The organism is Streptomyces sp. NPDC045470, from assembly GCF_040646595.1.
In the GTDB taxonomy this organism is placed as follows: Bacteria; Actinomycetota; Actinomycetes; order Streptomycetales; family Streptomycetaceae; genus Streptomyces.
The window spans coordinates 282,704-305,846 of sequence record NZ_JBEZAN010000006.1 but is presented as its reverse complement, the minus strand read 5'-3'; the positions used below and the strand labels follow the sequence as shown (position 1 = coordinate 305,846).

Below are 23,143 nucleotides of genomic sequence, written 5' to 3'. Positions count from 1 at the left end.
TCCCGGCGGGTACGCGCCACGGAGGGTGCCCGGCCGGTTCCGGCCACCGCGGGCACCGCACCCCGGCCCCGGCGCCCCGGCTCGCGCTGCCGGGACCGCGGTACCCCGGTCCCGGCAGCGCGGTCCCGGCGGTCGGGCCACGGACGCCCCGCCCCGGGCCCCGGCCGAGGAGCGCGCCGGGCCCGCTTCCGGCACGCTGGGGCCATGGGCGTGTGGCAGTTGCTCGCGGTCGGTCTCGTCTTCCTGCTCGGCCTGCTCGGCGTGCTGGTCCCCGGGGTGCCGGGGCCGCCGATCGTGTGGGCGGGCGTGCTGTGGTGGGCGATGACCGAGCAGACCTCTCTGGCCTGGTACGTCCTGTTCGGCGCGAGCGCCGTGCTGCTGATCGGCCAGGTCCTCAAGTGGCTGCTGCCGCCACGCGACCCGAAGGCCGCGGGCGCGCCGTACCGCACGCTGTTCCTGGCGGGCGTCGCGGGGATCGCCGGTTTCTTCCTCGTACCCGTGGTGGGGGCCGTGCCGGGCGCGGTCGGTGTGCTGTACCTGCTGGAGCGACAGCGGCTGGGCAGTCACGGTGACGCGTGGGCCGCCACCCGTACGGCCATGCGGTCCATCGGGTTCGCCGTGCTGACCGAACTCCTCGCCTGCCTGCTGGTGGTGGGCGCCTGGACGGGAGCGGTCATCGCGAGCTGACCCTCCTGGGGGCCGGTACCGGTCTCCTGCCACAGGTGGTGCAGGGCGTACGACCGCCACGGCCGCCACGCGTCCCGGGCCGCCCCGCCGCTGTCGCCGCCCACCGGCCCCACGTCCGGGTCGCCCAGCGCCCGCATCCTGATGTACGCGGCGGCCGCCGGGCCCACGCCGGGCAGGGCGCGCAGGGCCCGTCCGGCGGCCTCCCGGTCCGCGCCCGCGTCCAGCGTGACCGCGCCGTCCGCGAGCGCGGTGCACAGTGCGCGCACCGCGTCCGGCACCTCGTCGCCGGTCAGCGCGGCGGGCCCGGGAAAGAGATGGGTCAGTGCGCCGTCCGCCGCGTCCAGCGGCTTCCCGTACGTCCGTACCAACTCGGCGGCGCGCTCGGGCGGCCCGCCGAGGACGGTCCGTACGGCCAGTTCCTCCGGGTCGGCGGCGCCCGGCGAGCGCAGCCCGGGGCGGGCCGCGACGAGCGGCCCGAGCAGCGGGTCGGAGCCCAGCCGCTCGGCGACGGCGAACGGATCGGCGTCCAGGTCGAACAGGCGGCGCATCCGCTGGACGGCGGTGGACAGTTCCCGCAGGTCGGTCAGGTGCAGGCGGCACTCCAGCCAGCCGCCGTCCGTACCCCGGGCGGCCGCGCCCACCGGTCCGGCGCGCGGCCGGCGCGGCGGCCGGGCCCCGGTGTGCTCGTCGACCTCGGCGACACCGCTGCCGTGGGCCAGGCGCAGCGTACGGCGGTACGTACGGGCGCCCCGGCCGCCGCGTACCTCCTCCACGCCGGGCACCGCGCGCACCTGGAGGAAGTCGAAGATCTCGGCGGCCGCGTACGGCCCCCGGTAGGCGAGCCGCAGCGGCACCCCGGCAGGCGCCGCCTGCCGCACGGCCCCGGCCCTGTCCCCACCCGGCACGCCCTTGTCCGCCCGGGCCCCCGCCGCCGCTCGCAGCTCGCTCGGCGTACTGGCGTAGATCTCCCGCATCGTGTCGTTGAACTGCCGGATGCTGGCGAATCCGGCGGCGAAGGCCAGGTCGGTGACCGGCAGGCCGGTGGTCTGGAGCAGCAGGCGGGCGGTGTGCGCACGCCGGGCCCGCGCCAGGGCCACGGGACCGGCGCCCAGCTCGGCGGTGAGCTGCCGCTGCACCTGCCGCGCGCTGTAACCCAGCCGCCGCGCGAGCCCGCCGACGCCCTCCCGGTCGACCACACCGTCGCCGATGAAGCGCATGGCACGGCCGACCAGGTCGGCCCGGACGTTCCACTCCGCCGACCCCGGCACGGCATCCGGACGGCACCGGCGACAGGCCCGGAACCCGGCGCCCTGCGCGGCCGCCGCGGACGGGTAGAACCGCACGTTCGCGCGCTTGGGGGTGACGGCCGGGCAGCTCGGGCGGCAGTAGATGCCGGTCGTCACGACGGCGAAGAAGAACTCCCCGTCGAAGCGCGCGTCCCGGCTGGACACCGCCTCGTACCTGGTCTCGTCATCCATCACACGATCCAGTGTGCGCCACGCCCCGGCCGGCTTCTGGCGGAAATCGGACATCACGCCGGGGCGGGGCCCGGTCCGGCCCACCCGCCAAGACCTGGAGAAGTTCACTCCGCGGCAGGCGGCTCCCCCCGGCCGGAGGCGAAGGCGCCCGCCGGAAGCCGGCCCAGGCGTCGCGGGCCCTGGCGGCCGACGCGATCACCTCGGGGATCTGGTCCAGAAGCCCCTTCAGCGCGAAAAGCAGCACGGATGCCACGCCGGCGATGGCGAGAACGATGATGATGACGGTGCCGTCCACCGATCCGTACCTTCCCTGTCATGGGCGGGACCGGTGGCATAGACAGCCTCGATCCGTCCCTTCCGGTCGGGACCGGGACACCTACGCCGATGCGGGACGTCGATGATCTCGGGTGGGCCGGCATCTCACTTCCGACCCAGGTGTTGCAGCGCCCCGCCATAGGCTTGTCGATGGCGGGGCGCCGCTGGGTGACGAGCTCACCGATTCCGTGGGGTCACCTCACCTCCGGGCGCCACCCCGCTTCCTCTCCCCCAGGTGGCGACCCAGGGCCTGCTTCTGCTTCCAGTCCCGGCGGATTTCCGCGCGCAGTCGGGCGTCCGTCTTGGCCACGATGCGCTCGTTCTCCCGCAGCAGCTTGCGGTAGCTCTCCAGCCGCCGCTCCGGCAGTGCGCCGCTGTCGACGGCCGACAGCACCGCGCAGCCTGGTTCCGTAGCGTGCGCGCAGTCGTGGAAGCGGCAGCGCGCGGCCAGTTCCTCGACGTCCGAGAAAGCGCGCGCGAGACCCGCGTCGGCGTCCCACATGCCGACGCCGCGCAGCCCCGGGGTGTCGATGAGCACTCCACCGCCGGGCAGCACCAGCAGGTCCCGGGTGGTCGTGGTGTGCCGGCCCTTGCCGTCCCGGTCGCGGGCGGCCCGTACGTCCTGGACGTCCTCGCCCAGCAGCGCGTTGGCGAGCGTGGACTTGCCCGCGCCGGACTGGCCGAGCAGGACGGACGTACCGCCCGCGACCACCGCGGCCAGGGCGTCCAGCCCTTCGCCGGCGGCCGAACTGACCGCCAGCACCTGCACGCCGGGCGCGGCGGTCTCCGTGTCCGCGACCAGGTGCGCCAGTCCTGCCGGGTCGCCGACCAGGTCGGCCTTGGTCAGGACGACCAGCGGCTGTGCCCCGCTCTCCCAGGCCAGGGAGACGAAGCGTTCGATGCGCCCGAGGTCCAGCTCGACGGCGAGCGAGACCGCGACCACGGCGTGGTCCACGTTCGCCGCCAGTACCTGTCCTTCGGACCGCTTGGAGGAGGTGGACCGTACGAACGCGGTACGCCGCGGCAGCAGCGCCCGCACCGCACCGTCCCGGCCCGCGCCGACCTCGCCGAGGTCGATCACCGCCCAGTCACCGGTGCACGGCACGCGCATGGGGTCGCCGGTCGCCACCAGCGCGGTGTCCGCCAGTACGGTCCGGACGCCGTCCCCGTCGGGCACCACGGCGTCCACCCGCCCGCGGTCGACGCGGACGACACGGCCGGGCACGTACCCCTGCCCGGCGAAGGGAGCGAAGCTCTCCGCGAAGCCGTCGTCCCAGCCGTAATCGGTCAGCGGGCGCGGCGAAGCGGAGGAGGAAACGGAAGACGATTGCAAGGGAAACCCTTCACAAGGGTGGCCCCGGCTCCCCGCGCACGGCGCGCGGCGGAAAGTGAGAAAGGGTCAGCCGGGGACCACGGAGGTGGAATGGATGAACTTCTGGTTGCGGGCAGCGCCCGTCACAGAGACAGCCATCGGTCACACCTCCCCTTCTTCACTCGGCCGGACATGGCGGCCGGTCACGGCCGCGTCGAACACCCTCACCGTAGAGGTGCGCGCGCTACGACGCCAACGGTTTTTTCACCGCCTCCGCTCCACAGGCACCCGATGTGTACGAAGCTGGGCGACAGCGAACTGCAACGGGAATGGTTCAGCCACCTCACTGGACGGCGAGGAGAGTCGCCATGCGGACCGGCATCGTCACGACAGCAGGGCCGGGTGTGGAACACCTGGCCGCCCGCGCGGAGGAACTCGGCTTCGACAGTTTCTGGGTGTACGACACGCCGATGCTCCACGGCGATCCGTTCGTGAGCCTCGCCCTCTGCGCCAAGTCCACCCACCGGATCAGGCTCGGCATCGGCGTCACCTCACCGGCGCTGCGTTCCGCGCCCGCCGCGGCGGCGGCCGTCAGCAGCCTCAACGCCCTGGCCCCCGGCCGCATCGTCTGCGGGGTCGGCACCGGCAACACGGCGCGCCGCACGCTCGGCATGCGGCCCACGAAGCTGGCGGAGCTGGAGTCGTTCACGGCCGCTCTCCAGGATCTCACCGCGGGCCGCGAGACGGACCACCGCGAGGGAAACCGGTCCAGCAGGGTGCGGTTCCTGCACATCGGACCGTACGTCAACACCGACGCTCCCGTGGAGTTCGTCGTGGCCGCGTTCGGCCCGAAGGCCGCCGCGGTCGCCGGCCGGCTCGGCGCGGGAGTGATCTCCTACGCGATGCACGACCCCGCGGTCTGGTCAGCCCTCGGCCGGGCCCGTCGGACTGCGGCGCGGGACGCGGGCAGCGCCGGGCAGACCCGCTCGTACCTGATGACCTCCCTCCATGTCCTCGCCGACGGCGAGGACCGTTACGGCGACCGGGTCAAGGACTCGACGGGACACATCGCACTGAGCGCACTGATCCTCGCCGCGGAGAACTCCGCCTTCCGCGCGGCCCTCCCTCCGGAAGAGGCCGCCGCCGTCGACCGCCTGCTCCAACTCCGCGGCACCACCCCCACCGACCCCAAGCGTCACCAGACGCTCTACCGCAACTACCTGGGCCGGCTGTTCCCCGAGGACCGCGAACTCGTCGTGCCCTCCCTGATGGACCGATTCGGCCTGGTCGGCACCAGGGACGAGGTCGTCGAACGGATCGGCACGCTGGGGAAGTCGGGGGTCGACGAGCTGCTGATCCAGCCCGTCGTCGACCCGGAAACCGAAATGGCCGAGTTCGCGCGACTGCTGGCCTGACGGTCGGCGAAGGACGGCCGTCGGACCGCCCTGCCCCTCCGGGCGGTATCCGGGCGGCGCTCAGGCCCCGTTCCGCGGGCTCCGGGGCCACCCCCGGCGTGCGGTGCCGGCCGGGGGCCGGTGGTGGGCTCCAGGGTGTCTGGGTGGCTCTGGTGCGGGCGTGGACAGACCGGTTTGACTCCTGCCACGATGGGGTCATGTCCCTACAGACAGACCGGTCTTCCCTGGCCGGTCCGGATGCCCTGGGGGTCCGTACCCGGCTGTTCGGTTCCTGTGCCGTGCTGACCGTACGGGGCGAGATCGACTACGGCACCGTGCCGGTTCTGGACGAGGCCGTGGAAGCGTTGCCGTCCGGCCTGGGGAGTGTGGTTCTGGAGATGACCGGAGTCACGTTCATGGATGCGGCCGGACTGCACTTCCTGCGGCGCCTGGAAGCCTACGGGCAGCGGCGGCGCATACCGGTGCGTGCGCTCAACCTGCGCCGTCAGCCTCAGCGGGTGATGGAACTGGCCCGCAAGTGGCCCGGCACGCCGCAGTCGTGCGCGTACCCCGGCCGTACGGCCCCGGCCGGGGTGCCGACGGTCCAGGAACCGCAGTGAGACGGCGCTCCCTGGCGGCCCTGCGGCTGGCCACCACCCCGGGGGCGCGGCGCGCGAAGAAGGAGCAGGCGTCCGGCGGCCCGGACGGCGCGGCGCGCAGCGGCGAGGAGACGGTGGTGGAGCAGTTGCGGGCGGAGAACGCGCAGTTGCGGCAGGCACTCGACAGCCGGCCGGTGATCGACCAGGCCCGCGGCATCCTGATGGCCACCGAGTCCTGCACCGCCGAGCAGGCGTGGGACATCCTGCGCCGGACGTCCCAGCACACGAACACCAAGGTGCACGAGGTCGCCGGCGAGGTGGTCGCGAGTGCCACCGGGGCGGTCGCTCCGGAGCCGGTGCGGACGCAGTTGCAGGCCGCGGTGGAACGGCACCGGGCCGCCCGGCGCACGGACGGGTGAGAGGAAGGCGAGTGACGGGCAGGCGGGGGCGGCGGGCCGCCGTCGCCGGTGCGTGCGGGCGGCCGCCGTACCGGTCCCGGTGCTCAGTCCGTCAACTGCGGCAGCACCTTCGTACGGTAGAAGTCGAAGAACCCCCGCTGCTCCGGGCCGATCTGGTTGACGTAGACGGAGTCGAACCCGGCCTCGGCGTACGCGTGCAGCGCGGACACATGCGCGTCCACGTCGTCGCCGCAGGTGACCGCCTCCGCGACGCGTTCGGGGGTGACCAGTTGGGACGCCTGCTCGAAGTGGCGGGGCGTGGGGAGGATCTGCGGGAGCTCGCCGGGGAGCTGTTCGTTGGCCCAGAGGTGGTGGGCGGTGCGTACGGCCTCGTCGCGGTCCTGGTTCCAGCAGACCTTGACGCCGCCGAGGACGGGCTTGTTGCCGCCGCCGCCCCGGCGGAAGCGTTCGACGGCGTCCGCGTCCGGCGTCATGGTGACGAAGCCGTCGCCGACGCGGGCGGCCAGTTCGGTGGCGTTGGGGCCGAACGCGGAGACGTCGATGGGCACCGGTTCCGCGGGGACGGTGTAGAGCCGGGCGTTCTCCACGGTGTAGTGCTTGCCGTGGTGGCTGACCTCGCCGCCCTCGAAGAGCTGCCGCATCACCTGGACGGCCTCCTCCAGCATCTCCAGCCGCACCGACGCCTGCGGCCAGTGATCGCCGAGGATGTGCTCGTTGAGGGCTTCACCGCTGCCCACGCCGAGCCGGAAGCGGCCGTCGAGGAGCACTCCGCTGGTGGCCGCCGCCTGCGCCGTCACCACGGGGTGCAGCCGCATGATGGGGCAGGTCACCGCGGTTTCCACGGGCAGTGAGGTGACCTGGGACAGCGCTCCGATCACCGACCAGACGAAGGGGCTCTGGCCCTGGGCGTCGTTCCACGGGTGGAAGTGGTCGGAGATCCACAGCTTGGTGAAGCCGGCCTGCTCCGCCATGCGCGCCTGTTCGACCAGTTCCGCCGGGCTGTGCTCCTCGCAGGAGAGGAAGTATCCGTAGTCGGTCATCGGGGCTCCGTGCGGTCTCGACGGCCCTGCGGAGGGCCGGGGTGGGTGGCTGATGGCTCGCCCCCGGGGGTGCTGCGCCGGGTAACCCTTTCGCGGCCGGGAAAACCCGCCCGGGGTACGCCGGGGTCGTGCCGTCGGCGTACCGCTGTCGTACGCAAACGATTCGGCTCGGGCGATCGGGGTACTGGAGCTGCCACGACAAAGAACACCGCTTTAGACTTATAAGCGGCTTTTGGGTGGCTGGAGAGCGGTGATCCCGACCGGCGGACCGGGCTGTCCGGCGGGCCGACCGGTGGACCGTCCGGCAGACCGGCCGCCAGACCGGCCGCCAGAACTAGGAGATCCGCGATGCGAGCGAACGTCTGGCACGGCAAGCGTGACGTCCGCGTGGAGAACGTCCCCGACCCGCAGATCAAGCAGCCGACCGACGCGGTCGTCAAGGTCACGTCCAGCGGCCTGTGCGGATCGGACCTGCATCTGTACGAGGTCCTCACGCCGTTCATGACACCGGGCGACATCCTGGGGCACGAGCCGATGGGCATCGTGGAGGAGGTCGGCTCCGAGGTGACCGACCTGAGTCCCGGCGACCGGGTGGTGATCCCCTTCCAGATCGCCTGCGGTTCCTGCCGGATGTGCGGCGACGGCCTCCAGACGCAGTGCGAGACCACGCAGGTGCGCGAGCACGGCTCGGGCGCCGCACTGTTCGGATACACCAAGCTCTACGGCTCGGTGCCGGGCGCGCAGGCCGAGTTCCTGCGGGTGCCGCAGGCCCAGTACGGGCCGATCAAGGTGCCGCACGGCCCCGCCGACGACCGCTTCGTCTACCTGTCGGACGTGCTGCCGACCGCCTGGCAGGCGGTGCGGTACGCCGGTGTCACCAAGGGCAGCAGTGTCGCCGTCCTGGGCCTGGGGCCGATCGGCGCGATGTCCTGCCGGATCGCCCGGCACCTCGGGGCCGAGCAGGTGATCGGCATCGACCATGTGCCCGAGCGGCTGGCGCGGGCGCGCCGCGACGGGGCGACCGTCTTCGACCTGGACGCCTTCGACGACGAGGACGGGCTGCTGGACGCCGTCAAGGACATCACCGACGGCCGCGGCCCGGACGCCGTCGTCGACGCGGTGGGCACCGAGGCGCACGGCAGCCCCGCCGGAAAGCTCGCGCAGCAGGCGGCCGGGCTGATGCCGTCGCGCTGGGCCGAGAAGCTGATGAGCAAGGCGGGGGTGGACCGGCTGGGCGCCCTGCACCTGGCGATCTCGATGGTGCGGCGCGGCGGCACGGTCTCCATCAGCGGGGTGTACGGCGGGATGAGCGACCCGATGCCGATGCTGGTGATGTTCGACAAGCAGCTCACGTTCCGGATGGGGCAGGCCAATGTGCGGCGCTGGGCGGACGACATCCTCCCGCTGCTGACCGACGAGGACCCGCTGGGCGTGGACGACTTCGCCACGCACCGGCTGCCGCTGGACCGGGCGCCCGAGGCGTACGAGATGTTCCAGAAGAAGACCGACGGCGCGATCAAGGTGCTGTTCACCCCGTGACGGGGCGGCACCTGGCGCGCCCGGGGACCCACGGGGCGACGGGAAAGGACCGGTCATGCCGCATTTCGCTGCCGCACCGCCGATCGCGGGGCTGACGGCCCTGGTGACGGGCGGGTCCCGCGGCCTGGGCCTGCTGATGGCGCGTCAGCTCGTGGCGCGCGGCTGCCGGGTGACGGTCCTGGCGCGCGACGCGAAGGAGCTGGCGGAGGCCGCCCGGTCGCTGTCCCGCCCCGGCGGGCCGGCGGTCGGTACGGCGGTGTGCGACGTCCGCGACCGGGCGGCGGTCGAGGCCGTCGTCGAGGACGTGGCGGCGCGGGAGGGCGGGCTGGACATCGTCATCGGCAACGCCGGGGTCATCCAGGTGGGGCCGTCCGCGTCCGTGGGCCACGAGGCGTTCCACGACGCCATGCGGACCATCTTCGACGGGGCGCTCAACACCTCCCTGGCGGCCCTCCCCCACTTGCGGCGCAGTCCGGCCGGCGGGCGGCTGGCGCTGATCGGTTCGGTCGGCGGTCTGCTGGCCGTACCGCATCTGCTGCCGTACTCCTGCGCCAAGTTCGCGGTCGCCGCGCTGGCCGAGGGGCTGCACGCGGAGGAGAGCGGGTACGGGGTGTCGGTGACGGCGGTGCACCCGGGGCTGATGCGGACCGGGTCCCATCTGCACGCGCAGTTCGGGGGCGACGCCCCTCGGGAGTACGCATGGTTCTCGGCGCTGGCAGGCACGCCCGTACTGTCGATGAACGCCGCGCGCGCCGCCGAGCGCATCGTCTCCGGCGTACAGCGCCGCCGCCCCCGTGTCGTCCTGACCCCGGCCGCCCATCTGGCCGCCAAGGCCCACGGCCTGGCACCCGTCACCACCACCCGCCTGTCGTCGGTCCTGGCCAGGGTCCTGCCGCGGGACGCGGTGGGCGAACCCGGCGTGACCGAGGGCATCGCGGTGGAGAACGGCGGGCGGGCCCCCGCCTCGCGGCTGCGCAAGGTGTTCAGTGCCCTCAACGACCGGGCCGCCGGGCGCCTGAACCAGTACGGGCGGGCGGCGCCGCCCGCCCGCTGACCGGCGGTCCGGCCCGGCGCCCCCGGGTCCGGGCCCCGGAGACAAGGCAACACGGCCGGATCTGTACGTGACCGGCCCACGCGGAAGGACGGACACGGGTGAGCCCACGCGGAGCCGCACTCTTCGACGTCGACGGAACGCTCGTCGACAGCACCTATCTGCACGCCGTCACCTGGTGGGAGGCGTTCCGGCAGTCCGGGCACCGGGTGCCCATGGCGGAGATCCACCGGACCATCGGCATGGGGTCCGACCATCTGATCGGCCAGTTGCTCGGCGAGGACCGGGACAGCGACGAGGACGAGACGATCCGGACGGCGCACGGCACGCTCTTCGCCCAGTACTGGGAGCGGCTGGCCCCGCTCGACGGCGCCGCGGAGCTGCTGCGGGCCTGCGCGAAGCGCGGCTGGACGGTGGTGCTGGCCAGTTCGGCGCACGGGCCCGAGCTGGAGGCGATGCGCCGCGCGCTGGACGCGGAGGACGCCATCGCCGCGGTCACCAGCTCCGACGACGTGTCGGCGAGCAAGCCGGCTCCCGATCTGGTGCGGAGCGCGCTGGAACAGAGCGGTGTCGCCGCGGACTCCGCGGTCTTCATCGGGGACACCGTCTGGGACGTACGGGCCAGCCACCGTGCCGGGGTGCCGTGTCTGGCGGTGCTCAGCGGCGGCTATCCGGAGCGTGACCTGCGGGAGGCGGGCGCGCACGAGGTGTACGAGGGTCCGGCGCACCTGGTCGAACGGCTGGACAGCAGCCTGCTCGCGGCGCCGGGAAGGCGATGACGGCGGGGCCGGTCCGCGACGGGCACCACCCCGCACCGTGGCCGGAGGCGCGCACGGCGGCGCTGGAGGAGGCGCTGCGCGCCCGCGTGGACGGCGAGGTGCGGTTCGACGCGGGCAGCCGGGGCGCGTACGCCACCGACGGGTCGAACTACCGTCAGGTGCCGATCGGCGTGGTGGTGCCGCGGACGACCGACGCGGGCGCGGAAGCCGTCGCGGTGTGCGCGGAGTTCGGCGCGCCGGTGCTGTCGCGGGGCGGCGGGACGAGCCTGGGCGGCCAGTGCACCAACACCGCGGTGATCATCGACTGGACCAAGTACTGCGCCGCGCTGCTGTCCGTGGACCCGGACGCCCGTACGTGTGTGGTGGAGCCCGGCATCGTGCTGGACGAGCTGAACCGGCAGTTGGCGCCGCACGGGCTCAAGTTCGGGCCCAAGCCGTCGACGCACAGCCACTGTGCGCTGGGCGGCATGATCGGCAACAACTCCTGCGGCGCGTCCGCGCAGGCGTACGGCAAGACGGCGGACAACGTACGGCGGCTGGAGGTCCTGACGTACGACGGGCTGCGCTGCTGGGTCGGCCCGACGTCCGAGGACGCGTACGAGGAGGCGGTCGCCGGGGGCGGTCGCAAGGGACAGCTCTACGAGGGGCTGCGGAGCATCGCCACGCGCTACATGGCCGACGTCCGCCGCGACTTCCCGGACATCCCCCGGCGGGTCTCCGGCTACAACCTGGACGCGCTGCTGCCGGAGCACGGCTTCAACTTGGCCCGCGCGCTGGTGGGCAGCGAAGGCACGCTGGTCACCGTCCTGCGCGCGGAGCTGGAGCTCGTGCCCGTACTGCCTTACGAGGCGATGCTGGTCCTCGGCTACCCGGACATCTGCACGGCCGCCGACGACGTACCGCACCTCCTCCAGCACGGTGACCCGACACAGCTTGAGGCCATAGACGGCCGGATGGCGCAGTTGATGCGGGAGGAAGGCGCCTATCTGGACTCGCTGGAGAACTTCCCTGAGGGCGAGAGCTGGCTGCTGTTGCAGTTCAGCGGTGACAGCCGGGAGGAGGTGGACTCCCAGTGCCAGGCACTGCTCGACGGGATCGGCCGGTCCACGGACGACGCGTCGGTGGCCTTCTCCGACGATCCGGGGCGCGAGCGGAAGATGCTCAAGGCGCGGGAGGCAGGGCTCGGCGTGACCGCCCGGCCGCCGGACGACCGGGAGACCTGGGAGGGCTGGGAGGACTCCGCGGTGCCGCCGGACCGGCTCGGGGACTACCTGCGGGACCTGGGCGACCTGTTCCACGAGTTCGGCTACGACCACGCGGCGCTGTACGGGCACTTCGGGCAGGGGTGTGTGCACACCCGCGTCCCGTTCGACCTCAGGAGCGCCGAGGGCGTCGCGGACTTCCGCGCGTTCCTCTTCCGCGCCGCCGACCTGGTCGCCTCGTACGGCGGGTCGCTGTCCGGCGAGCACGGGGACGGACAGGCCCGCGGGGAGCTGCTGCCGCGGATGTTCGGCGAGCGGCTGGTGACGGCCTTCGCCGAGGTCAAGGGGCTGTTCGACCCGGAAGGACGGATGAACCCCGGCAAGGTCGTGCACCCGGCCGGCGTCGACGAACACCTGCGCCTGGGCGCCGTCTGGCGGCCACGGAGCCCGGACACCCGCTTCGCGTACCCCGACGACGACCGCAGCTTCACCCAGGCCGTGCTGCGCTGCGTCGGCGTCGGCAACTGCCGTACGCACGAGGGCGGCGTGATGTGCCCCTCGTACCGGGCGACGGGCGAGGAGGAGCACTCCACGCGCGGCCGGGCCCGGCTGCTGTTCGAGATGCTGGGCGGGCACGCGGACTCCCCGGTCACCGACGGCTGGCGCTCCACGGAGGTACGGGACGCGCTGGACCTCTGCCTGGCGTGCAAGGGCTGCAAGTCGGACTGCCCGGTCGGTGTCGACATGGCGACGTACAAGGCGGAGTTCCTGTCCCATCACTACGCGGGGCGGCTGCGGCCCGCCGCGCACTACTCGATGGGCTGGCTGCCGCTGTGGGCCCGGCTCTCCCGGCTCGCTCCCGGGCTGGTCAACGCCGCGCTGAACGCGCCGGGACTGGCCCGGCTAGGCAAGCGCCTGGCCGGGGTGGCCGCCGAGCGGGACGCGCCGGTCTTCGCGGCGGAGTCGTTCGTGCAGTGGTGGCGGGCGCGCGGCACCCCCGAGCCCGACCCGGCGGACCCGCGGACGGTCGTGCTGTGGCCCGACACGTTCAGTACGTACTTCCATCCGGGCGTCGCGAAGGCGGCGGTGCGGGTGCTGGAGGACGCCGGGTTCCGGGTCGCCGTGCCGGAGCGTGCGGTGTGCTGCGGACTGACGTGGATCTCCACCGGTCAGCTTGACACCGCCGGGCGGGTGCTGCGGCGGACCCTGGACGTGCTGCGGCCGTGGATCGAGGCCGGCACCCCTGTCATCGGACTGGAGCCGTCCTGCACCGCCGTCTTCCGCGTCGACGCGCCCGAGCTGCTGCCGGACGACGAGGACGTACGGCGCCTGGCGCGGCAGTTCCGCACCTTCTCCGAGCAGTTGGTCCATCACGCCCCCGAGGGCTGGCGGCCACCGTCACTGGGCCGGTCGGCGACCGTGCAGACGCACTGCCACCAGCACGCGGTGCTGGCGTTCGACGCCGACCGGGAGCTGATGCGCCGGGCCGGGGTGGATGCCGACGTACTGGACGCCGGGTGCTGCGGGCTCGCCGGGAACTTCGGCTTCGAGCGCGGGCACCACGGGCTCTCCACCGCCATCGCGGAGCAGGGCGTGCTGCCTGCCGTACGGGACACGCCGCCCGGCGCGCTCGTGCTGGCCGACGGCTTCAGCTGCCGTACGCAGATCGAGCAGGGCGGCACCGGGCGGCAGCCCGTACACCTGGCCGAGGCGCTGGCCCTGGCGCTCGACCGGCGGCTGCCCGCCGACCGTCCCGAGCGGACCGCCGACCGTCCGGCCCCTCCCGCGGCCGGCACCGGCCGCCTGCTGACCGCCGCCGCGGCCGTGGCCGCCGGCGGCGCGCTGGCGGCCGTCACCCGTTTGCTGGTGCGCAGGCTGCGCCGCTGATCCCCGGGCCGGGAACCGTGCAACCGTTTGAGGCGGGTACGTCCGTTTGAGAACGGTCCGGTCAGCCGTGCATCCGTGGAGCCGGGGCGGGCACACGGAAAACCGGGCCGGCACCCGCCGTCGCGATTTGTGAGAGGAAAGAACCGCATGACCACCAAAGTTTCCGACCACATCCTCCAGCGCCTGCGCGAATGGGACGTCGACCATGTCTTCTCCTACGCGGGGGACGGCATCAACGGCCTCCTCGCGGCCTGGGGGCGGGCGGACAACCAGCCGAAGTTCGTGCAGGCCCGGCACGAGGAGATGGCCGCGTTCGAGGCCGTCGGGTACGCCAAGTTCTCCGGCAAGGTGGGCGTGTGCGCGGCGACCTCCGGGCCCGGCGCGATCCACCTGCTGAACGGGCTCTACGACGCGAAGCTGGACCACGTCCCCGTGGTCGCCCTCGTGGGCCAGACCGCGCGCAGCGCGATGGGCGGCTCCTACCAGCAGGAAGTCGACCTGATGGCCCTGTACAAGGACGTCGCGTCGGAATTCTGCGAGATGGTGACCGTCCCCGAGCAGCTCCCGAACGTCATCGACCGGGCGATGCGGACCGCGTACGCCAAGCGCACCGTCACCGCGGTCATCATCCCCGGTGACGTGCAGGAGCTGGAGTACAGCGCGCCGACGCACGAGTTCAAGATGGTGCCGTCCAGCCTGGGCGTGTCGCAGTACGCGCCGGTGCCGGCCGACGAGGAGCTGCGGCGCGCCGCCGAGGTGCTGAACGCGGGCGAGAAGGTGGCCATCCTGGTCGGGCAGGGGGCCCGGGGCGCCCGCGAGCGCGTCGAGGAGATCGCCGAGCGGCTGGGCGCGGGGGTGGCCAAGGCCCTGCTCGGCAAGGACGCGCTGTCCGACGAGCTGCCGTACGTGACCGGCGCCATCGGGCTGCTGGGCACCCGGCCCAGTTACGAGCTGATGCAGGAGTGCGACACGCTGCTGGTGATCGGCTCCAGCTTCCCGTACTCGCAGTTCCTGCCCGAGTACGGGCAGGCCCGCGCCGTGCAGATCGACATCGACCCGTTCATGGTCGGCCTGCGCTACCCCTTCGAGGTCAACCTCGTCGGTGACGCGTCCGCGACCCTGGAACGGCTGCTGCCGCTGCTCAAGCACAAGAAGGCGCGCAAGTGGCGGGAGCAGATCGAGTCGAACGTCGAACGCTGGTGGCAGGTCATGGAGCGGCGCGCCGCCGTGCAGGCCGACCCGGTCAACCCGGAGTACGTGGTGCACGCGCTCGACGCGCTGCTGCCCGACGACGTGATCCTGGCCGCGGACTCCGGCTCGGCGGCCAACTGGTACGCGCGGCACCTGCGGCTGCGCGGCTCGATGCGCGGTTCGCTGTCCGGGACGCTGGCCACCATGGGGCCGGGCGTGCCGTACGTCATCGGTGCCAAGTTCGCCCACCCGGAGCGGCCCGCGCTGGCGATCGTCGGTGACGGGGCGATGCAGATGAACGGCATGGCCGAGCTGATCACCGCGTCCAAGTACTGGCGGGAGTGGAGCGATCCGCGCATGATCGTCGCGGTCCTCAACAACGAGGACCTCAACCAGGTGACATGGGAGATGCGGGCCATGTCCGGGGCGCCGCAGTTCGAGGAGTCGCAGCGCATCCCGGACGTGCCGTACGCCGACTTCGCGCGCTCCATCGGCCTCGGGGGCGTCCGGGTCGAGCGGCCCGAGGAGGTGGAGAGCGCGTGGCGGCAGGCGCTCGCCGCGGACCGGCCGTTCGTCATCGACTTCCGTACCGACCCCAACGTGCCGCCGATCCCGCCGCACGCCACGCTGGACCAGATCGAGGCGGCGGCGAGCGCGATCCTCAAGGGCGACCCGGAGACGGCCGGGGTGCTCAAGCAGGGCGTCAAGGCGAAGATCCAGGAGTTCCTGCCGGGCGGCAAGGGCCGCGGGGAGGGCCAGGACTGACCGGCGGGCCGGGCCCGGCGGCGGACGCCGGGCCCGGCCCCCACACCCACCGAGTTGCACGAGTCGAACGGCAAGGAGGCACCGTGGCCAGGTTGACGGCGCTCAAGGACTGGCGGCACTGGCGGCGGGGGCGGGCCCTGCGCCCCGCCCCCGGCGCGGACGACGTGGAGAACGCGACCCAGCGCGTCCTGATGTACGGGGTACTGCCCATGTGGTTCGTACCGGCCGTCGCCGACTGGGTGATGCACCGGCGTACGGACATCGAGCGGACCACCGGCGTCAAGGAGTCGGCGATCCACGCGGTGATGATGGCGGAGGCCGGGGTGCCGGTGCTGGCCGGACTGGTCGCGCGGATCAACCCGCTGGTGCTGTCGATGATGGGCGGGGCCGCCGCCCTGCACAGCGCGACCGCCATCTGGGACGTGACGGTGGCCACCGAGGACCGCGAGGTACGCCCGGTGGAGCAGCACATCCACAGTTTCCTGGAGGTGCTGCCGCTGGCCGCCGTGGTCATCACGTCCTGCCTGCACTGGGAGTCCGTACGGGACCTCGCACGCGGCGGAAAGCGGCCGGACGCCTGGAAACTGCTGCCCAAGGAGCGTCCGCTGCCCGGGAAGTACCTGGCCGGTATCGCGGCCGGGGTGGGCACCTGCGTCGCCCTGCCGTACGCGGAGGAATTCATCCGGTGCGTACGGGCCCGCAAGTCGGGCGTCTGAGAAATCGTTACGGTCCGGGTTTGACGGGTATCCGTAGTGCCAGCAACGGAACACGGCAGGTCGAGGAGGAATGTCATGCCCGCAGGATCGAACTCCAAGCGCGAGCGCCAGTACGAGCACATCAAGGAAGGCGCCGAGAAGCGCGGCACGTCCAAGGGCCGGGCCAAGGAGATCGCGGCCCGTACCGTCAACAAGGAACGCGCCCGCTCCGGCGAGTCCAAGACCGCCAGCAAGTCCTCGACCAAGGACCGCAAGTCGGCGCCCGAGCGCGGCGGCCAGCGCTCCGGCAACCGCACCGGCTCCAAGGGCCCGACGCGCGACCAGCTCTACAACGAGGCCAAGCAGCGCGGTGTGGAAGGCCGGTCGAACATGAACAAGGACCAGTTGGCCAAGGCCCTGGGCCGCTGAGCCGGCGGAGCGGCCATGGGCAAGGAACCGCTGCGGACCTATCAGTCCAAACGGCATTTCGACCGGACGTCGGAACCACGGGGCGGCGATGCGGCGGACTCTCCGGATTCTGCCGCTTCTGCCGCTTCTGCCGAGAAGCCGCGCTTCGTGGTGCAGATCCATGACGCGAGCACCATGCACTTCGATTTCCGGCTGGAGGTCGACGGGGTGCTCAAGTCGTGGTCCGTACCGAAAGGGCCGTCCTCGGACCCGAAGGACAAACGGCTGGCGATGCCGACCGAGGACCATCCACTGGACTACCGGGATTTCGAGGGCGTCATCCCGAAGGGCGAATACGGTGGCGGTACGGTCATCGTGTGGGACCAGGGCCGTTATCGCCCGATGTCGCACGACAAGAAAGGCCGTGCGGTCCCTTTCGCCGAATCGCTGGAAAAAGGCCATGCGACGTTCTGGATGGAGGGGAAGAAACTGCACGGCGGTTATGCCCTCACCCGGTTCCGCGGCGGCCCCGGCAGCGACGAGCGGGAATCCTGGCTGCTGGTGAAGGCCGACGACGCCCACGCGGACGGGCAGGGCACGCCCGATCCCCGCCGGGCGCGCTCGGCGCTGAGCGGGCACACGCTCAAGCAGGTGGCCGAGGACGTGGCGGCGGAGTCCGGCGAGGACGCCGGGTAGAGCGGAGTCCGGCGAGGACGCCGGGTGGACGTGATGTCACCGCTCGACGGGCTGCCGCCCGCCCGGCACCGCCCGCCGGGCGGCTGACCGGGGCCCGGGCACCTGCGGGAGGCCCGTGTAGTTCTCGGCCAGCTCGGCGGCCGCGTGCGGCGAAGAGGCGATGCGGTCGAGCTGGGAAAGCTGGAGGCGGGTGTCGAACGCGCTCTGGCCGGGGGCCGTGTGCAGCGTCGTCGTCATGAAGTACGAGAAGTGCTCGGCCCTCCAGACGCGGCGCAGGCAGGCGTCGGACCAGCCGTCCAGCAGCTCGGTGGAACCGGTGTCCTTCAGGTGGGCGAAGGCACGGGCCAGTCCGGTGACGTCGGAGACGGCGAGGTTGAGCCCCTTCGCGCCGGTCGGCGGGACGATGTGCGCCGCGTCCCCGGCGAGCAGCACCCGCCCGTACCGCAGGGGTTCGACGACCACGCTGCGCATCGGCAGGACGGACTTGGCGGTGATCGGGCCGCGCGCCAGTTCCCAGGGGCCGTCGGTGGCGGAGCGGGCGTCGAGTTCGTCCCAGATCCGCCCGTCGGGCCACTCGGCCGGGTCGGTGCCGTTGGGCACCTGGAGGTAGAGGCGGCTGACGGTGGGTGAGCGCATGCTGAACAGGGCGAAGCCGCGCTCGGAGTGGGCGTAGACCAGCTCGTCGCAGGACGGCGGCACGTCGGCGAGGACGCCGAGCCAGGAGTACGGGTACGCGCGTTCGTACGTCCGGCGTGCTCCGGTCGGCACCGCGTCCCGGGTGACGCCGTGGAAGCCGTCGCAGCCCACCACGTAGTCGCAGGTCAGAGTGTGTTCGCGGCCCTGGTGCGCATAGTGGATCGCGGGCCGTGCGGTGTCCGCGCCGGTCACGGCGAGCGCGCGTGCCCCGAAGACCAGCGGTCCGCCGTCGGCGAGCTGGAGGCCGATGAGGTCCTTGACCACCTCGGTCTGCGCGTAGACGACCACGCTGCGGCCGCCGGTCAGGGCCGGGAGATCGACACGGTGCGAGCGGCCGTCGTAGCGCAGCCGGATGCCGTGGTGGACGAGTCCGTACCGGTCCAGGCGCTCCGCCGCGCCGCAGGCGCGCAGCGTGTCGACGGTGCCCTGTTCCAGGATTCCGGCGCGCTGACGGTGTTCGACGTAGGCGCGGTCGCGGCTCTCCAGGACGACGCTGTCGATGCCGGAGCGGTGCAGCAGCCGTGCCAGGAGCAGTCCCGCCGGGCCGCCGCCGACGATGCCGACCGTGGTCGTGCGACGCATCGGGATCAGCTCTCTTCGCGGTGCTCGGCGAGGACGCGGTCGGCCGGCGCGAACGCGGAGTTCGCCGCCGGCACGTCGCAGTAGACGGCCGACTGGAGCAGTACTTCGCGGATGTCCTCGGGAGTCAGGCCGTTGCGCAGGGCCGCACGCAGGTGCAGGGCCAGTTCGTCGTGGTGGCCGCGTGCCACCAGGGCGGTGATCGTGACGCAACTGCGGGTGGGCCGGGGCAGTCCGGGGCGGGTCCGGATCTCGCCCCAGGCGTAGCGGGTGAGGAAGCTTTGGAAGACGGCGGTGAAGGCGGTGGTGCGGGCGGCGGCGCGGTCGACGTGGTCGTCGCCCAGGACGGCGCGGCGGACGGCGGTGCCCGCGGCGTGCCGGGCGCGGTCGTCGGTGGGGTGTGCCGGCGACGGGGTGGCCGTGAGGTGGCCGAGGAGGGCGGCGAGGACGGGTACGGGCTGTTCGGCGTTGGCCAGGTGGGCGGCCCCGGCGACCTCGGTCAGGCTCGCGGCGGGGATGCCGTCCGCGAGTTCGCGGGCGTGGGCGGGTGGCGTCGCGGGATCGTCGCGGCCCGCGACGACGAGGGTGGGCGCGCCGATCCGGTCCAGTGCGCCGCGCAGGTCGTACGTGGCGAGCGCGTCGCAGCAGGCCGCGTACCCTTCGGGCGCCACGGCCCGCAGCCCGGCCAGCAGTCCGTCCGCCGCCGGTGACCGGGCGAAGCCGGGGGTGAACCAACGGCCGGCGGCCGTGGCGGCGACCGGTGCGAGGCCCTGTGCCCGGACGAGGGCGGCCCGTTCGTGCCACGCCGCGGGCTCGCCGAAGCGGGCGGAGGAGCACAGCAGGGCGAGGGACGCGATCCGCTCGGGGTGGTGCACGGCGAGCCAGGCGCCGACCGCGCCGCCCAGGGAGATGCCCGCGTACGCGAACCGGTCGAGGCCGAGGGAGTCGGCGAGTGCGAGGACGAGGCCGCCGAGGTCGGCGACCGTGCAGGGCCCGTCCGTACGGCCCGTGCCTGTGCCTGCGCCCGTGAGCACGTCGGACGGTGTCCCGCCGTGGCCCGGCAGGTCCCAGCGCACCACGCGGAACCGGCGTGCCAGCGCCGCCATCTGGGGCTCCCACACCTGGAGCGAGGTGCCGAGGGACGGCCCCAGGACGAGCGGAGGCGCGTCGGCGGGCCCGTCCTCGCGGTGGTATGGGGGAACGGGGGACGTCATGCGTTCTCCTGAGCGGTCGGTGCGGCGCGGTGGGTGCCGGAGCGGCGCAGGGCGCGGTCCACGAGCGCGCCCGCCGAGCCCGTGTACGCGGCCGGGTCGGCGAGTTCCCGCAGCCGCGCCGCGGGGAAGGCCGCCGCGGCGTCGGGGTGGTCCTCGCGCAGGGCGCGGTCCAGCGTCTCGGCCAGGCCGGTGCCCTCGTCCGCCGCCCGGCGCGACACCTCGGTGAGCAGCCGTTTCGCGGTGTCCCGCCCGAGGTGGGCGCCGAGGGCGGCCGCCAGACGCTCGGCGACGGCCAGTCCGCCGGTCGCGGCGAGGTTCGCGCGCATCCGCCCGGTGCGCACCCGTAGGCCCGCGGTCAGTCCGGCCGCGTCCCGGGCGGCGCCGCCCACCAGGCGCAGGGCGTCGCGCAGGGGCTGCCACTCCGCGTGCCAGGCCCCGGCCGGCCGTTCGTCCTCGGCTGCCAGCGACCCGTACAGCACCCCGGCCAGGGCCGGGACCTGCCGGGCAGCGGCGGCGATCAGCGTGGCCCGTACCGGGTTTGACTTGTGCGGCATGGCCGACGAGCCGCCGCCGCCGTCTTCGGCCAGCTCCGCGGTCTCCGTACGGGACAGGACCAGCACATCGGCGGCGACCTTGCCGAGGGCGCCCGCGGTGTGGGCCAGCGCGCCCGCGAGGTCGGCCACGGGGGTGCGCAGCGTGTGCCAGGGCAGGACGGGCTCGGCGAGGCCGGTCTCGGCCGCGTACGCGGCAAGCAGCCGCAGTCCGAGGTCCGTGCCGGGGCCGGGGTCCATGCCGGGACCGGGGTCCATGCCGGGACCGGGGTCCGTGCCGGGGCCGGAATCCGGGTGCGAGCCGTCGGCCTCCGCGAACGCGTGGAACGCCGCGAGGGTGCCCGCCGCGCCGCCCAACTGCGCGGGCAGCGCGGACCGTACGGCGGCGAGCCGACCCCGGGCGTCCAGGACCAGCGTGCGCCAGCCCGCCGCTTTGAGGCCGAAGGTGACCGGTACAGCGTGCTGGGTGAGCGTACGGCCCGCCATCGGGGTGTCACGGTGCTCGGCCGCCAGCCGGCCCAGGGCCGCGGCGGTCTCGTCCAGGTCGCCGAGGACGGCTTCCAGCGCGCGCGAACAGACCAGCATCGTCGCGGTGTCGAGGATGTCCTGGCTGGTGGCGCCGCGGTGGACGTACGCGGCGGCACGGGCGTCGCGCGCGGCCACGGCGGTGGTGAGCGCGGCGATAAGCGAGATGACCGGGTTGCCGCCGGAACGGGCCCGTACCGCGAGGTCGCGGGGGTCGTGACAGCCGGCGTCGCCCGCCGCGGCGGTGACGGCTCCGGCCGCCGCGGGCGGCGCCAGGCCGACTGCCGCCTGCGCCCGGGTCAGGGCCGCCTCCGCGTCCAGCAGGGCCCGTACGTACGCGGCGTCGCCGGTGGCGGCCTCGACGGCGGAGTCCACCCGGCCCGGCGCCAGCAGGCCGTGATCAGCGGAACTCAAGGAAAACCGTCTCCTCGCACTCCTCGCCGCCGTCCGCGGCACCGTCCCCGGCGTCGGCCGCCTGGAGGCGGATGTCGAAGCGGTACCGGCGCTCGCCGTCGGCCCGCGCGACCAGCGTGCGCGCCCGGCGCTCGGGGAGCCGGGACAGCAGCGGGTCGGCCGCGTGCGCCGCCGTGTCCTCCGGGAAGTAGATCCGGGTGAACAGGTGGTGCAGCAGGCCGCGGGCGAAGACGCACACCGCGATGTACGGCGTCGCGTCCGGGCGGCCCGCCGGGGCCGTGGCGGGCAGGGTGCGCAGGACGTAGCGGCCGTCCGCGTCGGTGGGCACCCGGCCGAAGCCGGTGAAGTCCACGCCGTCGCGGCCGACGACCGCGCCGGTCGCCGGGTCGCGGCGCAGCGAACCGGGCGCGCCGCGCAGGCCCCCGTCCGGACCGGCCTGCCAGAACTCCAGCAGCGCGTCCGGCACCGGCTCCCCCGCGCCGTCCACGACCCGGCCGTACACGGTGACGGTGTCCGGGTGGCCTGCGGGCGCCATGTCGCCGCCGCCGGGGAACGGCAGCGCGAAGCCGTAGAAGGGGCCGATGGTCTGGGAGGGGGTGGGGGCGAGCGGTTCGGGCGCTTCTGGATTCTCCGGCGGTTCCTGGACGGCACCGGGCTGCTGCGGTACGCCTTCGCGGCGGGGCGTGGGCCCGTGCGACGCGGCCTCGTGCGGGGTCGCGGACATCAGCGGTCCTCCTCGGTCCAGGTGGCGGCCGGTCCGTCCAGCACGATGTCCCAGCGGTAGCCGAGGGACCACTCCGCGCGGGCGAGTTCCGGGTCGTACGCGCAGACCAGCCGTGCGCGGGCCTGCGGGTCGGTGCACGCGGCGAGGATCGGGTCGTACGGGAACAGCGGGTCGCCGGGGAAGTACATCTGGGTCACCAGCCGCTGGGTGAAGGCGGTGCCGAAGAGCGAGAAGTGGATGTGGGCCGGGCGCCAGGCGTTGTGGTGGTTGCGCCACGGGTAGGCGCCGGGCCGGACGGTGGTGAACGCGTACCGGCCCTCGTCGTCCGTCAGACAGCGGCCGACGCCGGTGAAGTTCGGGTCGAGCGGGGCCGGGTGCTGGTCGCGCTGGTGGGCGTACCGGCCGGCGGCGTTGGCCTGCCAGATCTCGACGAGCTGGCCGCGCACCGGGCGTCCGGCGCGGTCCCGTACCCGGCCGGTCACGGTGATCCGCTCGCCGAGCGGCTCGCCGGCGTGCTGCCGGGTGAGGTCGGCGTCCAGGGCCGTGACGTCGGTGCCGCCGAAGGCGGGCCCGGCCAGTTCGACGGCCTCCGGGTCGCGCAGCGTGTCGAACGCGGCCTGGGGCTGGACCGGGTGGCGCAGGCGGGTGCTGCGGTACGGGGCGAAGTCGCGGCCGGGGTGCGCCGGTACGGGGCCGCCCGCCGTGCGGGCGTGGGCGGCGGCCGTGTGCAGGGCGGCGATCTCCCGGTCGATGGCGGACTGCGGTTCGGGGTCGGGTTCGGGGCCGGGGGGCGGTGTCGCCGGTACTGCCGCCGGGCCGGCCGGGGCGGTGGCGACCGGGTGGGCCGGGGGTGCCGGGGTGGCGGATGCGCCGGGAGGAGTCATCGGGAGTTCTCCAGGGACAGAGCCTGAGACGGCTGCGGAGGCGTCCAGCGGTGGGCGGCGCCCGGCGTCCGGCGGCGTGCGGAGCCCGTCCGCCCCGAC

Annotated in this window: 20 protein-coding genes and 1 pseudogene; 12 read left to right on the top strand and 9 right to left on the bottom strand. The window is 73.7% G+C overall.

The features are described from left to right. Positions 1-204: 204 nt before the first annotated feature. Positions 205-678, top strand: a pseudogene (locus tag AB0A97_RS20495) (DUF456 domain-containing protein); the annotation flags it as partial. On the opposite strand, the gene AB0A97_RS20490 reads toward AB0A97_RS20495, so the two are convergent. The 3 genes from AB0A97_RS20490 to rsgA form a co-directional block, all read right to left on the bottom strand. Beyond that, on the bottom strand, positions 564-2,165 hold the full coding sequence (locus AB0A97_RS20490) for an AlkA N-terminal domain-containing protein (protein WP_361151689.1): 1,602 nt from the start codon (positions 2,163-2,165) through the stop codon (positions 564-566). The pseudogene AB0A97_RS20495 and the gene AB0A97_RS20490 sit on opposite strands and share 115 nt — an antisense overlap. Continuing rightward, on the bottom strand, positions 2,158-2,460 hold the full coding sequence (locus tag AB0A97_RS20485; RefSeq protein ID WP_361151686.1) for a hypothetical protein: 303 nt from the start codon (positions 2,458-2,460) through the stop codon (positions 2,158-2,160). The genes AB0A97_RS20490 and AB0A97_RS20485 overlap by 8 nt, the downstream gene beginning before the upstream one ends. 219 nt (positions 2,461-2,679) lie before the next feature. After that, positions 2,680-3,813: a ribosome small subunit-dependent GTPase A gene (gene rsgA / locus AB0A97_RS20480; protein WP_361151684.1), complete on the bottom strand. Its 1,134-nt coding sequence runs from the start codon at positions 3,811-3,813 to the stop codon at positions 2,680-2,682. 347 nt (positions 3,814-4,160) lie between these two features. Between rsgA and AB0A97_RS20475 the strand changes: the two genes are divergently transcribed. The 3 genes from AB0A97_RS20475 (at position 4,161) to AB0A97_RS20465 (ending at position 6,204) form a co-directional block, all read left to right on the top strand. Next, positions 4,161-5,207, top strand: a complete 1,047-nt coding sequence (locus AB0A97_RS20475; protein ID WP_361151681.1) for an LLM class flavin-dependent oxidoreductase — start codon at positions 4,161-4,163, stop codon at positions 5,205-5,207. A 197-nt stretch (positions 5,208-5,404) separates the two neighbouring features. Then, on the top strand, positions 5,405-5,806 hold the full coding sequence (locus tag AB0A97_RS20470; protein WP_361151678.1) for an STAS domain-containing protein: 402 nt from the start codon (positions 5,405-5,407) through the stop codon (positions 5,804-5,806). After that, positions 5,803-6,204, top strand: coding sequence for an ANTAR domain-containing protein (locus tag AB0A97_RS20465; RefSeq protein WP_361151675.1), 402 nt, complete (start codon positions 5,803-5,805; stop codon positions 6,202-6,204). Before AB0A97_RS20470 ends, AB0A97_RS20465 begins: the two co-directional genes overlap by 4 nt. A gap of 83 nt (positions 6,205-6,287) precedes the next feature. Here AB0A97_RS20465 and AB0A97_RS20460 read toward each other — a convergent pair whose 3' ends face one another. Further along, positions 6,288-7,244 carry an LLM class F420-dependent oxidoreductase gene (locus AB0A97_RS20460; RefSeq protein WP_361151673.1) on the bottom strand — a complete coding sequence of 319 codons (957 nt, stop codon included), beginning with the start codon at positions 7,242-7,244 and terminating at the stop codon, positions 6,288-6,290. Between the two features lie 348 nt (positions 7,245-7,592). Here AB0A97_RS20460 and AB0A97_RS20455 point away from each other — a divergent pair, with 348 nt between their 5' ends. The 8 genes from AB0A97_RS20455 (at position 7,593) to AB0A97_RS20420 (ending at position 17,457) form a co-directional block, all read left to right on the top strand. Next, positions 7,593-8,783 (top strand): zinc-dependent alcohol dehydrogenase, encoded by a 1,191-nt coding sequence (locus AB0A97_RS20455; RefSeq protein ID WP_361151671.1) that lies wholly within the window; start codon positions 7,593-7,595, stop codon positions 8,781-8,783. 55 nt (positions 8,784-8,838) lie between these two features. Continuing rightward, on the top strand, positions 8,839-9,837 hold the full coding sequence (locus AB0A97_RS20450) for an SDR family NAD(P)-dependent oxidoreductase (protein WP_361151668.1): 999 nt from the start codon (positions 8,839-8,841) through the stop codon (positions 9,835-9,837). Positions 9,838-9,935: 98 nt separating this feature from the next. Continuing rightward, complete coding sequence (locus AB0A97_RS20445; protein WP_361151666.1) at positions 9,936-10,613, top strand: HAD family hydrolase; 678 nt, start codon at positions 9,936-9,938, stop codon at positions 10,611-10,613. Further along, on the top strand, positions 10,610-13,702 hold the full coding sequence (locus tag AB0A97_RS20440) for an FAD-linked oxidase C-terminal domain-containing protein (RefSeq protein WP_361151663.1): 3,093 nt from the start codon (positions 10,610-10,612) through the stop codon (positions 13,700-13,702). Before AB0A97_RS20445 ends, AB0A97_RS20440 begins: the two co-directional genes overlap by 4 nt. Positions 13,703-13,849: 147 nt before the next feature. After that, positions 13,850-15,658: a thiamine pyrophosphate-requiring protein gene (locus AB0A97_RS20435; protein ID WP_361151661.1), complete on the top strand. Its 1,809-nt coding sequence runs from the start codon at positions 13,850-13,852 to the stop codon at positions 15,656-15,658. Positions 15,659-15,741: 83 nt separating this feature from the next. After that, entirely contained in the window at positions 15,742-16,374 is a 633-nt protein-coding gene (locus AB0A97_RS20430; protein WP_361151658.1) for a diguanylate cyclase, read from the top strand. Positions 16,375-16,449: 75 nt separating this feature from the next. Beyond that, the gene (locus AB0A97_RS20425; RefSeq protein WP_361151655.1) at positions 16,450-16,782 is read left to right on the top strand and encodes a plasmid stabilization protein; all 333 of its coding nucleotides are present in this window, start codon (positions 16,450-16,452) and stop codon (positions 16,780-16,782) included. A 15-nt stretch (positions 16,783-16,797) separates the two neighbouring features. Then, positions 16,798-17,457, top strand: coding sequence for a DNA polymerase ligase N-terminal domain-containing protein (locus AB0A97_RS20420; RefSeq protein WP_361151652.1), 660 nt, complete (start codon positions 16,798-16,800; stop codon positions 17,455-17,457). Between the two features lie 36 nt (positions 17,458-17,493). On the opposite strand, the gene AB0A97_RS20415 is transcribed toward AB0A97_RS20420, so the two are convergent. From AB0A97_RS20415 to pcaH, 5 genes are read right to left on the bottom strand one after another with little or no spacing between them, the layout of a single operon-like run. After that, positions 17,494-18,735, bottom strand: a complete 1,242-nt coding sequence (locus AB0A97_RS20415; RefSeq protein ID WP_361151649.1) for a 4-hydroxybenzoate 3-monooxygenase — start codon at positions 18,733-18,735, stop codon at positions 17,494-17,496. Positions 18,736-18,740: 5 nt separating this feature from the next. Next, complete coding sequence (gene pcaD / locus AB0A97_RS20410; RefSeq protein WP_361151646.1) at positions 18,741-19,946, bottom strand: 3-oxoadipate enol-lactonase; 1,206 nt, start codon at positions 19,944-19,946, stop codon at positions 18,741-18,743. Then, positions 19,943-21,436 carry a 3-carboxy-cis,cis-muconate cycloisomerase gene (gene pcaB / locus AB0A97_RS20405; RefSeq protein ID WP_361151643.1) on the bottom strand — a complete coding sequence of 498 codons (1,494 nt, stop codon included), beginning with the start codon at positions 21,434-21,436 and terminating at the stop codon, positions 19,943-19,945. The genes pcaD and pcaB overlap by 4 nt, the downstream gene beginning before the upstream one ends. After that, complete coding sequence (gene pcaG, locus AB0A97_RS20400; RefSeq protein WP_361151640.1) at positions 21,423-22,160, bottom strand: protocatechuate 3,4-dioxygenase subunit alpha; 738 nt, start codon at positions 22,158-22,160, stop codon at positions 21,423-21,425. The genes pcaB and pcaG overlap by 14 nt, the downstream gene beginning before the upstream one ends. Beyond that, complete coding sequence (gene pcaH, locus AB0A97_RS20395; RefSeq protein WP_361151637.1) at positions 22,160-23,044, bottom strand: protocatechuate 3,4-dioxygenase subunit beta; 885 nt, start codon at positions 23,042-23,044, stop codon at positions 22,160-22,162. Before pcaH ends, pcaG begins: the two co-directional genes overlap by 1 nt. Positions 23,045-23,143 lie beyond the last annotated feature (99 nt).